At 66.1% G+C, this 13,950-nt stretch carries 16 protein-coding genes; 5 read left to right on the forward strand and 11 right to left on the reverse strand.

Annotated elements, in window-relative coordinates; all coding sequences use genetic code 11:
• Nucleotides 1-118 precede the first annotated feature (118 nt).
• The 4 genes from ARC78_RS04520 to purB form a co-directional block, all read right to left on the reverse strand.
• Nucleotides 119-1,027: a GNAT family N-acetyltransferase gene (locus ARC78_RS04520; protein ID WP_057505818.1), complete on the reverse strand. Its 909-nt coding sequence runs from the start codon at nucleotides 1,025-1,027 to the stop codon at nucleotides 119-121.
• Complete coding sequence (locus ARC78_RS04525) at nucleotides 1,024-2,457, reverse strand: ribosomal protein uL16 3-hydroxylase (protein WP_054660586.1); 1,434 nt, start codon at nucleotides 2,455-2,457, stop codon at nucleotides 1,024-1,026. The genes ARC78_RS04520 and ARC78_RS04525 overlap by 4 nt, the downstream gene beginning before the upstream one ends.
• Before the next feature lie 102 nt (nucleotides 2,458-2,559).
• On the reverse strand, nucleotides 2,560-2,871 hold the full coding sequence (locus ARC78_RS04530) for a VOC family protein (protein ID WP_241772660.1): 312 nt from the start codon (nucleotides 2,869-2,871) through the stop codon (nucleotides 2,560-2,562).
• Nucleotides 2,872-3,108: 237 nt separating this feature from the next.
• Nucleotides 3,109-4,491 (reverse strand): adenylosuccinate lyase, encoded by a 1,383-nt coding sequence (gene purB / locus ARC78_RS04535; RefSeq protein WP_057505819.1) that lies wholly within the window; start codon nucleotides 4,489-4,491, stop codon nucleotides 3,109-3,111.
• Between the two features lie 169 nt (nucleotides 4,492-4,660).
• On the opposite strand from purB, the gene ARC78_RS04540 reads away from it, so the two are divergent.
• Nucleotides 4,661-6,052 carry a class II fumarate hydratase gene (locus ARC78_RS04540; protein WP_054660141.1) on the forward strand — a complete coding sequence of 464 codons (1,392 nt, stop codon included), beginning with the start codon at nucleotides 4,661-4,663 and terminating at the stop codon, nucleotides 6,050-6,052.
• Nucleotides 6,053-6,139: 87 nt separating this feature from the next.
• Here ARC78_RS04540 and ARC78_RS04545 read toward each other — a convergent pair whose 3' ends face one another.
• From ARC78_RS04545 to ARC78_RS04575, 7 genes are read right to left on the reverse strand one after another with little or no spacing between them, the layout of a single operon-like run.
• Entirely contained in the window at nucleotides 6,140-6,574 is a 435-nt protein-coding gene (locus ARC78_RS04545; RefSeq protein ID WP_054658857.1) for a hypothetical protein, read from the reverse strand.
• A 57-nt stretch (nucleotides 6,575-6,631) separates the two neighbouring features.
• Nucleotides 6,632-7,222: a DUF2884 family protein gene (locus ARC78_RS04550; RefSeq protein ID WP_057505820.1), complete on the reverse strand. Its 591-nt coding sequence runs from the start codon at nucleotides 7,220-7,222 to the stop codon at nucleotides 6,632-6,634.
• Between the two features lie 28 nt (nucleotides 7,223-7,250).
• Complete coding sequence (locus ARC78_RS04555) at nucleotides 7,251-8,078, reverse strand: GIN domain-containing protein (protein WP_057505821.1); 828 nt, start codon at nucleotides 8,076-8,078, stop codon at nucleotides 7,251-7,253.
• 29 nt (nucleotides 8,079-8,107) lie between these two features.
• Nucleotides 8,108-9,121, reverse strand: a complete 1,014-nt coding sequence (locus ARC78_RS04560) for a hypothetical protein (protein WP_057505822.1) — start codon at nucleotides 9,119-9,121, stop codon at nucleotides 8,108-8,110.
• Entirely contained in the window at nucleotides 9,118-9,990 is an 873-nt protein-coding gene (locus ARC78_RS04565) for an ABC transporter ATP-binding protein (RefSeq protein WP_054658852.1), read from the reverse strand. Before ARC78_RS04565 ends, ARC78_RS04560 begins: the two co-directional genes overlap by 4 nt.
• Complete coding sequence (locus ARC78_RS04570; protein WP_054658850.1) at nucleotides 9,987-10,349, reverse strand: GntR family transcriptional regulator; 363 nt, start codon at nucleotides 10,347-10,349, stop codon at nucleotides 9,987-9,989. Before ARC78_RS04570 ends, ARC78_RS04565 begins: the two co-directional genes overlap by 4 nt.
• Before the next feature lie 3 nt (nucleotides 10,350-10,352).
• Complete coding sequence (locus ARC78_RS04575) at nucleotides 10,353-10,598, reverse strand: hypothetical protein (RefSeq protein ID WP_054658848.1); 246 nt, start codon at nucleotides 10,596-10,598, stop codon at nucleotides 10,353-10,355.
• A gap of 157 nt (nucleotides 10,599-10,755) precedes the next feature.
• Here ARC78_RS04575 and ARC78_RS04580 point away from each other — a divergent pair, with 157 nt between their 5' ends.
• The 4 genes from ARC78_RS04580 to ARC78_RS04595 all read left to right on the forward strand — a co-directional run bounded on the left by ARC78_RS04580 (nucleotide 10,756) and on the right by ARC78_RS04595 (nucleotide 13,946).
• Nucleotides 10,756-11,295 carry a glutathione peroxidase gene (locus tag ARC78_RS04580; RefSeq protein WP_054658859.1) on the forward strand — a complete coding sequence of 180 codons (540 nt, stop codon included), beginning with the start codon at nucleotides 10,756-10,758 and terminating at the stop codon, nucleotides 11,293-11,295.
• An 85-nt stretch (nucleotides 11,296-11,380) separates the two neighbouring features.
• Entirely contained in the window at nucleotides 11,381-12,340 is a 960-nt protein-coding gene (locus tag ARC78_RS04585; RefSeq protein ID WP_054658846.1) for an FKBP-type peptidyl-prolyl cis-trans isomerase N-terminal domain-containing protein, read from the forward strand.
• Nucleotides 12,341-12,364: 24 nt separating this feature from the next.
• The gene (locus tag ARC78_RS04590; protein WP_054658844.1) at nucleotides 12,365-13,714 is read left to right on the forward strand and encodes a UDP-glucose dehydrogenase family protein; all 1,350 of its coding nucleotides are present in this window, start codon (nucleotides 12,365-12,367) and stop codon (nucleotides 13,712-13,714) included.
• The gene (locus ARC78_RS04595; protein ID WP_054658842.1) at nucleotides 13,707-13,946 is read left to right on the forward strand and encodes a SlyX family protein; all 240 of its coding nucleotides are present in this window, start codon (nucleotides 13,707-13,709) and stop codon (nucleotides 13,944-13,946) included. The genes ARC78_RS04590 and ARC78_RS04595 overlap by 8 nt, the downstream gene beginning before the upstream one ends.
• Nucleotides 13,947-13,950: the final 4 nt, after the last annotated feature.

The raw sequence follows: 13,950 nt of genomic DNA on the forward strand, positions 1-13,950 counted from the left end.
ACAGGCGCGCACGGGCGTGATCTAACCGCTGAATTATACCCCTGCCGGGACAGGAAGGGGCATTCACACTGTCCCGTGGATTAATGCCAGGCCGCCATTTGTCTTGCCGTGTCTGGCGTCAGACACCGAGGACACGCAGTGCGCTGCAGACGCGCGAACGCTCCCAGATACGCTGGAACAGCTCGTCCTGCTGCCGGGCGCGCGCATCGTTGGCCAGGGACAGCTCGCCCTCCAGGCGCTCGCCCATTGGACGAAAGTAGCAGTCGCCATTGTCATTGCCGATACCGGCCGACGCGACGGCGCAATCGACCGGATCGACCGGCTCCCGCAGCTCGAAAACGCTGGGCAGGCGCTGGATCAACGCCGTCAGTGGCGCAGGCAAGGTGGCCAGGTCTCCTTCGGCGAGCAGCAGCTGTACCTGCTTGTCGTGGCGGGCCGTGGCAAAGCGGCGCAGCGCCGCCAGCAGCTGGGGTTGCCCGAGCAGGACCGAGTCGTCACCGCGGATCTGGAGCCGCAACCGCCGGCGCGCGCGATGGATCACGCTGCTGGCGGCGGCCGTCGCTCCGGCCAGATCGGCCACGCGCATGGCGCCATCGAGCCGGCGGCGCATGGTCTGGTGGGTGATGCCGGCCTCTTCGAAGGTATCGCCTTCGGGCAGGAAACCGTTGCGGGCGTAGAAGTCGCGCGCGGTCAGCTGGGCGTGCAGGCTCACCTCGCCCCAGCCGCGGCGGCGGGCCTCGGCGACCAGGGCTTCGAGCAGGGCGTCGCCGACGCCGTTGCCGCGGGCGCCGGCCACGACCGCCATGCGTCCGATCCGGCGCTCGGGCGTCAGCCGGCCGGTACCGATGGGCTGGCCATCGGCATCGCGCGCCAGCACGTGATGGCTGAGCGGGTCCAGCGCATCGACCTCCAGCTCCACCGGTACCTGCTGTTCAATCACGAACACGGCATGCCGCACGCCATGCAGCGCGGCCTGCTGGGTGGCGTAGTCGGCGGTTTCGATATGGAAACTGGGGGCGGGGATCATGCTGCGGGGGTATCCGTGTCGTCGTTGTCGCAGATCACCACGACCTCGACCCCGTCTTCGCTGACATTGACGGTCTGGATGTCGGCCTGGGCCGGCTCGCCTTCGGCGGCCTGGGTGTACTCGAACACCTCGATCTCGACTTCCGGCGCGTCGTGGTCGTCGTCGGCGTCATTGTCGCTGTCGTCCAGTTCTTCGGCAGCGGCCTGCAAACGGGCGAGCGTCTCCACATCCAGCAGCTGGAAGTAGCCGCCGGCCAGCAGCTCCAGCATGGCGCTGCGGCCCTTGGCCGAGAGCTTGCGGTAGGCGGTGGCGTCGATGTGTTCGGCGGCGGCCAAGGTCTGCGCGTCCTTCACCGACAGCGGAAATTCGCGGCCGGAGCAGTACAGCGTGCCGCCCCGGGTGGCACGGCGCCAGGCCAGACGGGCCCACGGGTGGCGCTCCAGCTCGCCGCCACGGGCCAGTTCGGCTTCCACCTCTTCCAGCGGGCGCGGTGCCTGTGAGGGCAGGATGTCGCCGGCCGAGCGGTAGGTGGTGATGAAGCGGCCGAACCAGTCGCCGAGGCGGTCCGGATCGTTCATCCGCAGCGCGTTGAGCGCGGTGACCACCCGCTTCATCGCCGCCGCATCGATCTCGTTGGGGTCTTCGGGCAGCTTCAGGTCCGGATCCTGGAAGCGGATGGATTCATCGGCATTGGCCACCAGGTCATCCAGCCAGTCGCTGATCAGCTCGGCCGATGACGGTGCGCGCATGCCGAAGGAGTAGGTCAGGCAAGGGTCTTCGGCCACGCCGTTGTGCGGCACATTCGGCGGCAGGTAGAGCATGTCACCGGGCGCCAGCACCCAGTCGTGGCTGGCCTTGAACTTCTTGAGCAGCTTCAGCTCCACGTCCGGACGGAAATCCAGCGGCGGGCGCTTGCCCTTGGTCGATTCGCTGGCGTCGATCTGCCAGCGGCGGTGGCCGTAGCCCTGCAGCAGGAACACGTCGTACTGGTCGACATGGGCGCCGACCGAGCCGCCGGTGGCGGCGAAGCTGATCATCACGTCATCCATGCGCCAGCGCGGCAGGAAATCGAAGTGGGCCAGCAGCGCGCGCACGTCCGGGTCCCACTTGTCCACGTCCTGCACCAGCAGGGTCCAGTCGTGGTCGGGCATGCCCGGGAACTCATCTTCCTGGAACGGGCCGGTACGCACGGTCCAGCCGTCGGTGGCGCGGTCGTGGTTGATCAGCCGTGCCAGCGCGCCGTCCTCGCAGGCCAGACCGGCCAGATCGTCCGGCGAGACCGGGCTCTGGAAATCCGGGAAGGCACCGCGGATCAGCAGCGGACGCTTCTGCCAGTAGTCGCGCAGGAAGGTGGCCGGGGCCATGCCCAGCGGCTGGCCCGGCTTGGCCTGGACTTCGATCGGATAGGTCTTGTTCTTGCGTGCAGCCATGGGAAATCCTTGCAGCGTGGAAGCGGAGTTGCGGGCGCCAGATGCGCGCAGGCCGCTATTGTCCCCTTGTTGGCGCCAAACCGCACGACTGCCGGCGCGAAGTCAGGCCGGCGCGCGGGCGATCCCGTCATGGCCGTCACCGGTGAATGGCAGCGGGCACCGGCGATGATCGGAGGGATCGGCCGTGGTCACGAGGCGGCCCCAGGCGGTTTCGCGTATCCCGGTTTCCGGGCGCATTCCGGCCGCTTCGGCTCGGGCCAGTGCCGGCTCCAACAGTGGTACCACCACATCCAGGTGCAGAGGCGTCCAGTGACACCCGCAGTGGCGGGGCTGGCCGGCGGCCGCATCGCCGCCCGCCCGAGGGGCCAGCCGCCACAGCGGGGCCTCGGCGCCGAGCAGTTCGACTCCGGGCATCGCCGATGCGTCGGCCGGGGCGCCGCCCGATCGCCGCGCAGTAGCAGACCGGGACGGCGGCCAGGTCGGGCACATCCAGGTTGATCCGCAGTTCCCTTGAGACCTGGACTGCCAGCATAGGCGTGCACCATCGCCCCGGGGCCGCGCGGTTTCACGATGCGGGGCTGCGGGCAGGCGCCAGATGGCAGAAGAGCCGGCAGTGCCGGCTCCTCTGGGGTTCGCTCAGGTGATCAGGACTCAGATCGCCTTGGCCAGCTGTGCGGCCAGGCCGGCATAGCCGCCCGGGGTCAGCTCGCGCAGGCGCTGCTTGGCCTCGGCCGGCAGCTCCAGCGAGTCAATGAACGCGCGCATGGAATCGGCGGTGATGCCGTGGCCGCGGGTCAGGGCCTTGAGCTGCTCGTAGGGATTGGACAGGCCGTGACGGCGCATCACCGTCTGCACGGCTTCGGCCAGCACTTCCCAGGCCGCATCCAGATCGGCATCCAGACGCTCCGGGTTCACGGTCAGCTTGCCCAGGCCCTTGGCCAGTGAGTCCAGCGCGATCTGGCTGTGGCCGAAGGCGGTGCCGACCGCACGCAACACAGTGGAGTCGGTCAGGTCGCGCTGCCAGCGGCTGATCGGCAGCTTGGCGGAAAAGTGCTCGAACAGCGCGTTGGCGATGCCGAAATTGCCCTCGGCGTTCTCGAAGTCGATCGGGTTGACCTTGTGCGGCATGGTCGAGGAGCCGACTTCGCCTTCCTTGAGCTTCTGCTTGAAATAACCCAGCGAGATGTAGCCCCAGATGTCGCGGGCCAGGTCGATCAGGATGGTGTTGGCGCGACGGGCGGCGTCGCCGATCTCGGCCACGTTGTCGTGCGGCTCGATCTGGGTGGTGTAGGGGTTGAACACCAGCCCCAGCGAGGTGACGAACGCTTCGGCGAAGGCCGGCCAGTCGACATCCGGGTAGGACACGACATGGGCGTTGTAGTTGCCGACGGCGCCATTGATCTTGCCGGTCAGCTCGACCGCACCGATCTGCTTGATCTGCCGTTCCAGGCGGGCGACGACATTGGCCATTTCCTTGCCCAGGGTGGTCGGCGAGGCGGTCTGGCCGTGGGTGCGCGAGAGCATCGGCTGTTCGGCCTGGGCATGGGCCAGCTGGCGCAGCGTGGCGGCGATGCCGCTGTAGGCCGGCACGATCACCTTGTCGCGGGCTTCAGCCAGCATCAGGCCGTAGGACAGGTTGTTGATGTCCTCGCTGGTGCAGGCGAAGTGCACGAACTCCAGTGCCGGCGCCAGCTCGGCGTCGTCCTTGAGCTGTTCCTTGATGAAGTACTCCACGGCCTTGACGTCGTGGTTGGTGGTGCGCTCGATTTCCTTGACGCGGGCGGCATTCTCAACCGAGAAACCCTCGGCCAGTGCACGCAGCCTGGCCTTGCCGGCGGCGCTGAAATCGGCCAGTTCGCTGATGCCCGGTTCGGCACCCAGCGCCAGCAGCCACTCGATCTCGACCTTGACGCGGGCCTTGATCAGGCCGTATTCGGAGAAGATCGGACGCAGCGCGTCGACCTTGCCGGCATAACGGCCGTCAAGCGGGGACAGGGCGAGCAGGGTGGCTTCTTGGCGGGACGTATCCGTCATGGCGGCAGGCGTTGGGCAGTGGCGGGGGCGCATATTCTACGCCGACGACGGCGGCAGGCTGTGCCACGGGCGGCGCCGCAAACGAATTCCTCGCAGGTGATGGGCTAGATTGCCGCTGCAAGGCGGGACCGGAGTTGCCGCCGGAATGTCGATCTGTTGGAGGAATCCTATGAAGATGCGTGTCGAGCACGACAGCATGGGCGAGCTGCAGGTGCCGGCGGAGGCGCTGTGGGGGGCGCAGACCCAGCGTGCGGTGGAGAATTTCCCGGTGTCCGGGCAACGCATGCCGCGGGCCTTCATCCGGGCACTGGGGCTGATCAAAGGCGCGGCGGCCGAGGTCAACGCCGGCTTGGGGCTGCTGCCCAAGGGCGTGGCCAAGGCAATCCAGTCGGCGGCGGCCGAGGTGGCTGCCGGCATGCATGACGCGCACTTCCCGATCGACGTGTACCAGACCGGCTCGGGCACCTCCTCGAACATGAATGCCAACGAGGTCATCGCCACCTTGGCCAACGCCAGCGGCAGGGCCGGCAAGACGGTGGTGCACCCCAATGACCACGTCAATCTGGGGCAGAGTTCCAATGATGTGATTCCCACCGCGATCCGTGTCTCGGCGCAGCTGGCCACGGTCGAAGACCTGTTGCCGGCGCTCAAGCACCTGCGCCGCATCATCGACAGGCGTGCCCGCGGACTGGGCAAGGTGGTCAAGACCGGGCGCACGCATCTGATGGATGCGATGCCGCTGACCTTTGCCCAGGAGTTCGGCGCGTGGTCCGCGCAGCTGGCCTCGGCTGAAGGACGCATCGAGGACGCCCTGAAGCGGCTGCGCCGGCTGCCGCTGGGCGGCACCGCGATCGGCACCGGCATCAATGCCGATCCGCGCTTCGGCGGCAAGGTGGCCAAGGCGCTGTCGACCGCGACGAAGAAGAAGTTCGACAGTGCCGCCAACAAGTTCGAAGGACTGGCCGCGCAGGACGACGCGGTGGAGCTGTCCGGCCAGTTCAATGCGTTGGCGGTGGCGCTGATCAAGATCGCCAATGACCTGCGCTGGATGAACGCCGGGCCGCTGGCCGGGCTGGGCGAGGTGGAGTTGCCGGCGCTGCAGCCGGGCAGTTCGATCATGCCGGGCAAGGTCAATCCGGTGATTCCCGAAGCCACCGTGATGGCCGCGGCGCAGGTGATCGGCCACCACACTGCCATCACCATTGCCGGGCAGAGCGGCAACTTCCAGTTGAACGTGACCCTGCCGCTGATCGCAGCCAACCTGCTGGATTCGATCCAGCTGCTGTCCAGCGTGATGAACCTGCTGGCCGACAAGGTGATCGCCGGGCTGGTGGTCAAGCAGGAGCGGGTGCGTGAGGCGCTGGCCCGCAACCCGATCCTGGTGACCGCGTTGAACCCGATCATCGGCTACGAGAAGGCCGCGGCGATCGCAAAACGGGCCTACAAGGAGCAGCGCCCGGTGCTGGAGGTGGCAGTGGAGGACAGCGGCCTGTCCGAGACCGAGCTCAAGCGGCTGCTGGACCCGGCGGCGCTGACCCTGGGCGGCATCCACGGCGGCTGAGGCGGGCAGCTCAGGCCGGGCAACCGGCCGGGCATGAAAAAGGCGGGCATCTGCCCGCCTTGGCGCTGGAGCCGGAAGGGCGCGTGGTCAGCGCAGCGCGCGCGGGTTGGCCAGCGCCTCGCTGTACTGCTTGAACTCGGGTATATGTTCGGCCAGATCGGCCGGGAACGGTTCCTGCCCCGGCGGGATCACGATCGGCAGGGTGCGCTCGCCCGGCTTGCTGGCCGGCGTGGCGTCCACCAGTGTGTTCTGGCGCAGGATCTGCAGTTTGACGAAACCGGTCTGCAGGATCTGCTGTTGTTCGGGCATCAGCGGGATGGCGATGTCATCCACGCGCAAGCCGCCATCGGGCTGGATGTCGAGATTGGGATAGGGGGCGCGACGCAACGCGATACGGTCATCGGTCACTTCCATCTTCGGTTTGCTGCGCTCGACGCGGTGCGCAGCGTATTCGGCGCGGTCGCCACAAGCGGAGAGCAGGGAAACCATGGCCGCCAGGGCCAACAACAGCAGCTTGTTCATGAGAGGGCAAGGCGTGGGGCAGGGGGCGGCAGTTTACCGCCCCGCTGCCAATGCGGCTTACGGAGCTGAGAACTCACCGTTACTGCGGCAATCGTCGATATCGCTCTGGTCCATCTTCGCGTACGGGGCGAACTGGGGTACGGCGGCGGCCAGCTTCTGCTGGGTGGCCATCAGTGCGGGCAACTGGTCGCAGATCAGCTGCGCCTGCTGTTTCAGCTTGTCGGCTTCGGCATTGATCCGGGCTTCGACCTGTCCACTATTGCCGCTGAAAATGCCCTTGATCGCTTCCCCGGCGGCATTGACGCCGAGGTTGGCGCCGGCTATGCCGACATCGATACCGGCTTCGGCCACTTTGACCATCTGCGCGCGGTACTGCATCACCAGTGCCTGCTGCCCGGCATCGAGCGGTACGGCAGTACCGTTGATCAGCAGCTCGCCGCTGGGCGAGATCTCGACCTTGGCGCCGCCGTCCTTGGAAATGCTGATGTTGCCTTCGGCCAGCTTCTTGCGGGCTTCATCGGTAGCAGCGCGGACCTTCTGGCCAAGCGCTGTATCGGTGCCCGGAGCACCGGTCTGGGGGCGTTCACCGCAGGCGGCCAGCGGCAGGGCCAGAACCAGGGCGAACAGGGGGGCGACAGGAATTTTCATGAGGTGCTTTCCGTTGCGGTTGGGAATGTCAGCGTTTTTTTGGCAGATCGACCGTGCCAGAAACGCCACTGTGACGGATCGAACCGCTGCCCACGCGTTGCACGCGCAGGCTGGCGGCGTTGTGGACGTCAGCATCGCCCGAGCCGATCGCGCCCAGGCTGACGCCGCCGCGGGTGTCACGTACCTCGATATCGCCCGAGCCAAGGCTTTCGATGGTCACCGCGCCCTGTACGCCGCGCAGCTCCAGGTCGCCCGAGCCGATGCTTCCGACCCGTGCATCGCCGCGGACGCCGTGGATCCGGGCGTCACCCGAGCCCAGTGACAGCAGGTACAGGGCGCCGACGTTGTCGAACTGGATATCACCGGAGCCGACCGCCGCGGTGGCCAGGCCCTTGATGTCGCGGGCGCTGACATCGCCGGAGCCGACATCGGCGCTCATCGAGCGCGCGCCGGCCAACGTGGCGTCACCCGAGCCGACCTTGAGCTGTACCAGGATGTTGTCCGGCACGGTGCCGGTCAGGTCCAGATAGGCGTAGGTGCTGCCGCTGAAGTTGATATTCAGGCCCTGGCTTTCGCGCTTGAGGGTGACCACCAGCTTGTCGCCCACCCTGCGCTGGGTCAGCGACAGCTGACCCAGCAGATCCTGGGTCGAGGCGCAGGCGCGACCGCTCAGCGCGGCGCTGGCGCCGGGGCTGGCCTGCAGCTTCAAGTCGTGGCTGTTGACTTCAAATACCACGGCTTTGGCGCCGGCCAGCTCCAGCTCCAAGGCCTGTGGCTGGCTGAACTTGCAGTGCTCCCCGGCAATGGCGCTGGCGGGCAGCAGGGCCAGGGCGAACAGGAGGGGTTTGATGTTCATCTCGGTTCCTTGCGATGGCGGAAGGCGGTTCAGATGTCGTCGCGGCGCTGGCGCAGCCAGATCGCCAGAACGATGAAGGCGATGCCGACAACGGCGCCAATCCACAGCTGCGGGCTGACCAGCGTCGTGAACTGGTCGGCTGGAGTAAGGCCATGTAGCACCGATTGCAGCGATTGCCCGCCGTTGAGGTCAGCCTTGTAGGCCATCTCGATACCCGGTACGGTGCCCAGCAGCAGGCGGCCGACCACATGGGCCCAGAACCAGCCGGCATTCATGTCAAACAGCTTCATCAGGCCGAACCAGCTGACCACCACGCCGGCGAACACCGGCAACATCACCGCCCACAGGAACGGCTTGCTCTTGGCCCAGGACGAACAGAGCAGCAGCCAGCCAGCGGTAGGCAGCGCCCAAAGTGCATAGACCGGGATCCAGGCGAACATGCCACCGATGAGGGTCAGCGGGCTGGCTGGCCCCCAGATCAGGGTCATCGGGCTGCCGCCATGGGCCAGCGCCACCAAGCTGATCATCAGCAGGAAGCCCAGCATGGTGAGGATGCCAGCGATCACCGCCAACACCGGTGCCACGACCAGCGCGCTGAACAGCTTGGAGAGTACGGTCTGTGTATCGGACAGTGGCATCGACTTCCAGAAAAGCACACTGCGATCGCGGCGGTCGTCGTACAGCGCGCCCAGACAGTAGAAGAACACCACGAAGCCGAGCACGATAAACGGCCACGCCGAGCTGAGCACCAGGGTGAAGTTCATGCCTTCGGCCCACTTGGTCATGTCGGCGGGCGACATCTGTGTGGTCAGCAGCTTCAGGTCCAGACCATTGACGTTCACGCCATTGATATGGAGATCGCCATTGTCCGCGGCGCGGTTGGCCGCCCACAGTCCGGCGACGATCGCCATCAGCGACAGCAGCAGGGACACACCGCCGGCAATCAGCGGCGCCCACAGGAAGCCGCCGCGGTTTTCCCAGTATTCGCGCTTGAGCAGCCACTTGAACTTGCCCAGCGGGGTGATGTGGTGAACGGCGTTCATGCGTAGGTTCCCTTCATGATGGCCACGAACAGGTCGGCCAGGCCCGGGTTGCGGGTTTCGCCCAGGGCGGTGACACGGCTGCGCTCGACGTTGTCATACAGCAGCACGGTTTTGCCGAACGGCAGGGCGCGCTCGTCGATCGGGCCCAGTGCGCGGGCGGCCTCCAGCGTGTCGGCCGAGGCCAGCAGCTCGGTGTAGCGCCCGGCCATCGATTCCATGTCGGCGGCGAGCACGATCCTGCCATCGCGGATGAACAGCACGTCGGTGAGGATGTGTTCGATCTCCTCCACCTGGTGGGTGGTGATGATGATCGTCTTCTGCTCGTCGAAATAATCTTCCAGCAGGCGCTGGTAGAACTCCTTGCGGTACAGGATGTCCAGACCCAGGGTCGGTTCGTCCAGCACCAGCACCTTGGCGTCGATGGCCATCACCAGCGCCAGGTGCAACTGCACCACCATGCCTTTGGACAGCTCGCGCACCCGCTGCCTGGGCTGCAGTTTGGTGTTGGCCAGAAAGCGCTCGCAGCGGGCGCGGTCAAAGCGCGGATGCACGCCGGCGACGAAGTCGATGGCTTCCCTGACCCGGATCCAGCGCGGCAGCACGGCCACGTCGGCGATGAAGCAGACATCGTTCATCAGCGCGTTGCGCTGGGTGCGCGGGTCCATGCCCAGCACGCGCAGTTCGCCTTCGAACGGGGTCAGCCCGAGCAGGGCCTTCAGCGCCGTGGTCTTGCCGGCGCCGTTGGGGCCGATCAGGCCGACGATGCGGCCCGGTTCGATGGAGAAGCTAGCGTTGTCCAGTGCCGGCTTCTTCTTGTAGGCCTTGCGCAGGCCGGTGGCGGAAACGACCGGTTCAGTAACGGCATTCATAGCGTGGTCCCCGATGGCAGCAGATCTTCCAAGGTCAGCCCCAGACGCTGGATACGCTCCAGGACCGCGGGCCATTCGTCTTTGAGAAAACGTTCGCGCTCGTTGCCACGCAGCTTCAGCGCGGCTTCCTCGGTCATGAACATGCCCAGGCCACGGCGCTTCTCGACCAGGTTCTCGTCGGCCAACTCCTGGTAGGCACGCGATACCGTGATCGGGTTGAGCTGGTATTCGGCCGCCACCTGGCGTACCGAGGGCAGGGCATCGCCCGGCTTGAGCAGCCCGTCCAGCATCATCGCGATCACGCGATCCTTCAACTGGCGGTAGATGGGAGCACCATCGCTCCACTGGATATCAGTCATGAGTCAGCTCCGCGGGTTCAGCGACTGTGCGAAGGAGAAGTAGGGCAGTGACAGGCTGGTTCGCATCCGCCTGACCGGCCGCTTCGCTTTGGGAAGGTCATTCGCATCCTGCTCATCACCGGCCGCCTCGGCTGCATAATCCCGGACGTTGGTACGGCCGGTTTCAGGCGCCGCCGAGCAGCCGAGCAACAACAGGGTGCCCGTGGCCATCACTGCCTGGAGTACGTGCCTGCTGCGTTTGATGCTCATCTCGGCTCCCTGTGTAGGGTGGCTGGTGTTGTATGCAACTATAACACCGACACGGCGCCGCGCAACTGTTCTGTCACTAAAATTACGGCCGATACGTATCCATCAGTGCCGATTGCCCAGGAGAAGGATTTTGAAAATTCGCAAAAAGCTGATTTCAATGGTTTTTATGGCGTCGCTTGGCGGTGCGGCGAGTGCCGTTGCCGGGCCGCTGCTGGACCGCGACTACCGCCTGTTGGCGGGAAACAGCGAGGTGAACCTGAATCGGACCTATGGCGGCAAGGTGCTGTTGATCGTCAACACCGCCTCCAAATGCGGCTTCACTCCGCAGTACGAAGGACTGGAGGCGCTGCAGCAGGAGCTGTCGGGGCAGGGATTTGCGGTGCTGGGTTTCCCCTCCAACGACTTCAAGGGTCAGGAACCGGGCACCGAGGCGCAGATCCAGGAGTTCTGCACGCTGACCTATGGCGTGAAATTCCCGATGTTCCAGAAGGTGCATGTGGTCGGCCCGGAAGCTACGCCGCTGTACCGGGACCTGACCCGCGCCACCGGCGTGGCGCCGGGCTGGAATTTCCACAAGTATCTGGTGTCGCGCGACGGGCGGGTGGTCGCCCAGTTCCCGAGCAAGGTGCGCCCGGATGATCCGGCGCTGCGTGCGGCGATCGAACGCGAGCTGGCGGCACCCGTGCCGCGGCGTTGAGGCGCCTCGACATATCCAGCGTGCGTGCGACAATGTCGCCCCTTGCGCCGACCGCGGCGTTTGTTCACTTCCAGGAAAGCAGCGAATGAAGATGGGAAAGCGCGGCGCCGTGGCGTCGCTTCTGATTCTGGCGATGGCGGCACCGGGTGTCGTGATGTCGCAACAACCTGCCGCCCCGGCGGCTACCAAGGAGAAGTCTGTTTTGACCTCGGATCGTGAAAAAGTCGGTTACGCCATCGGCATCGACGTTGCCAGCTCGTTTGAGCCCATCGCTTCGGAAGTCGACATTGCGGCACTGCGTCGTGGCATCGAGAACGCATTTGCCGGCGGCCAGCCGCTGCTCTCGCAGGAAGAGGCCCAGCAGACCGACCAGGCGCTGCGCACCGTGATGATGGCCCGTTCCGGCCAGCAGGTGCCGGGTATGGCGCCGGGCAGCCAGCCGCCGTCGGTGGACAAGGAAAAAGTCGGCCTGATGCTGGGCAGCTATGCGGTGGGCCCGTCGCTGGCGCCGATCCAGAAGGAAATCGACCTGGACTCGGTGTTCCAGGCCATCACCACCGTGTTCAGCAAGGGCACGCCGCTGATGGACCGCCAGCAGGCGCAGGCCATGCTGCAGGCTTTCAGCACTGCCAAGCAGGCCGCTTCGGCCGGCAAGAACCGTGAAGAAGGCAATGCCTTCCTCGCCAAGAACAAGACCCAGCCGGGCGTGGTGACCACCGCCTCGGGCCTGCAGTACCAGGTGATCCGCCCGGGCAGCGGCGAGCGTCCGGTCCCGACCAGCCGCGTGCGCGTGAACTACGAAGGCAAGCTGCTGGACGGCACCGTGTTCGACAGCAGCTACCAGCGTGGCGAGCCGGTGGATTTCGGCCTGAACCAGGTCATCAAGGGCTGGACCGAAGGCGTGTCGCTGATGCCGGTCGGTGCCAAGTACCGTTTCTGGATCCCGTCGGAGCTGGCTTACGGCAGCGCCGGTACCCCGGGTGGCCCGATCGGTCCTGACGCGGCGTTGACGTTTGACGTGGAACTGCTGGGTATTCTGCAGTAACACAGCCACGGAGTTCCCGCTGCCATGCGCGTCGCGATGTTCGGTACAGGCTATGTCGGTCTCGTCACCGGAGCCTGTCTGGCCGAGGTCGGTCATGACGTGGTCTGTGTCGATATCGACCAGGCCAAGATCGATGGTCTGAACCGTGGCGTCATCCCGATCTACGAACCGGGATTGGCGCCACTGGTGCAGGCCAACCACGCCGCCGGGCGGCTGGCCTTCACCACCGAAGCGGCCGGCGCCATCGCCCATGCTCAGGTGATCTTCATTGCAGTCGGCACCCCGCCCGATGAGGACGGCAGTGCCGACCTGCAATATGTGCTGGCCGTGGCCCGCACGATCGGTCGCCACCTGGACCATCCGGCAGTGGTGGTCAACAAGTCGACGGTGCCGGTCGGTACCGCCGACAAGGTCCGCGCGGTGATCGCCGAGGAGTTTTCCGCCCGCGGCGCCCGGGTCGCCTTTGATGTGGTCTCCAACCCGGAGTTCCTCAAGGAAGGCGATGCGGTGGCCGACTGCCTGCGGCCGGACCGGATCATCATCGGTGCGGACGATGCGCGCGCGGTGACCGTCCTGCGCCGTCTGTATGCCCCGTTCAACCGCAAGCGCGACCGTGTGGTGGAGATGGATGTGCGTTCGGCCGAGCTGACCAAGTACGCGGCCAACGCGATGCTGGCGACCAAGATCAGCTTCATGAATGAGATCGCCAATATCGCCGAGCGCGTGGGGGCGGATATCGAACAGGTCCGCCAGGGCATCGGTTCGGACCCGCGCATCGGCTGGCACTTCATCTATCCCGGCGCCGGTTACGGCGGCTCCTGCTTTCCCAAGGATGTGCAGGCGCTGGCGCGCACCGCCGCCCAGCACGGGCATACGCCCCGGCTGCTGGAGGCGGTGGAAGCGGTCAACGAGGCGCAGAAGGGCCACCTGTTCACCCTGATCCAGCGCCATTACGACCGGGGCGAGGATGAAGGCGTGCGGGGCAAGACGTTTGCGGTATGGGGCCTGGCGTTCAAGCCCAATACCGATGACATGCGCGCCGCCCCCAGCCGGCGGCTGCTGGCGCAGTTGTGGGAGGCCGGCGCGCGGGTGCGAGCCTATGATCCCGAGGCGATGGGCGAAGCCCGTCGTGTTTTCGGTGAGCGCAAGGATCTGATGTTGTGCGAGTCCGCGTTCGAGGCACTGGAAGGTGCCGACGCGCTGATCGTGGTCACCGAGTGGAAGCAGTTCCGCAGCCCCGATTTTGTCCGTCTGCGCGAGGCGCTCGGGGATGCGGTGGTGTTCGATGGGCGCAATCTGTACGACCCGCAGGAAATAGAGGCCGCAGGCCTCGCTTATTACGGCATTGGCCGAGGACGTTCCCTGCATGCATGAGTTTTCCCCGAACGAGCGCGAACAAGCGCTCGAAGCCCGTCTGGTTGAGCTGGAAATGCGGGTCTCCTTCCAGGAGCAGGCACTGGCCGAAATGAGCGAAGCCCTGGCCGATGCCCGCATGCAGGGCTCGCGCAACGCCGACCTGCTGCGGCACCTGCTGGACGATCTGGGCAAGGTGCGTACCGCGCTCTATGCCGATGCCGCCGACGAACCACCGCCCCCGCATTACTGACGGT

It is taken from the genome of Stenotrophomonas pictorum JCM 9942, from assembly GCF_001431585.1.
Lineage (GTDB): Bacteria > Pseudomonadota > Gammaproteobacteria > Xanthomonadales > Xanthomonadaceae > Stenotrophomonas > Stenotrophomonas pictorum.